Origin of the sequence: Sulfitobacter sp. HI0129, from assembly GCF_001635395.1 — a bacterium.
GTDB lineage: Bacteria > Pseudomonadota > Alphaproteobacteria > Rhodobacterales > Rhodobacteraceae > Sulfitobacter.
Window position 1 is genome coordinate 1 of record NZ_LWGH01000863.1, and the last position, 814, is coordinate 814.

1 protein-coding gene is annotated in these 814 nt (G+C 65.0%); it reads right to left on the reverse strand.

All coding sequences use genetic code 11. The features are described 5' to 3' along the window. Positions 1-814, reverse strand: an 814-nt coding sequence (rimK, locus tag A3764_RS20275; RefSeq protein ID WP_150122332.1) for a 30S ribosomal protein S6--L-glutamate ligase, incomplete at both ends; no start/stop codon positions are given.

The window sequence follows — 814 nt, forward strand, 5'->3', positions numbered from 1 at the left end:
GGCCTTCTTACGCCGCCGGACGGGCCGCGGTTTCGCGCGCATCTCGATCTCGTCATAGAGTTTGCCGACGATATCCTTGCCGGTGGCCTTCTCGATCCCCTCGAACCCGGGGGAGGAATTCACCTCCAGCACCTTGGGCCCGTCGGAGGAGCGCAGAAGGTCCACACCGGCCATGTTCAGGTTGAAGGATCGGGCGGCCCGCAGGGCGGTTTCCCGTTCGGCTTTTGATATGCGCACCACCTGCGCCGTGCCGCCACGGTGCAGGTTGGAGCGGAAATCGCCTTCGGCGCCGGTGCGTTTCATGGCGGCCACGACCTTGCCTGCCACCACGAGGCAGCGGATATCCTCGCCGGCGGCTTCCTTCACGAAGCTTTGTACGAGGAAATTGGCCTTGAGGCCGCGGAAGGCGTCGATCACGGATTCGGCGGCCTTCTTGGTTTCTGCCAGCACGACGCCCTTGCCCTGGGTCGATTCGAGCAGCTTCACGATCAGCGGCGCGCTGCCCACCAGCGCCATCAGGTTGCTGGTATCCTTGGGCGAGGCGGCAAAGGCGGTGTTGGGCATGCCAATGCGCTTGGAGGCGAGCACCTGATGGGCGTGCAGCTTGTCCCGGCTGGCGAGGATACCGGCGGAGCCGTTCACGCAATAGGTCCCGATGGTTTCGAACTGGCGGATGACGGCACAGCCATAGGGGGTGATCGACGCGCCGATGCGCGGGACGACCGCATCGTAGCGCGGCAGGCGCTTGCCGTCGTAATGCACCTCCGGCGCCAGTTGGTTGATGGCCATGTAGCAGCGCGTGGTGTCGATGACC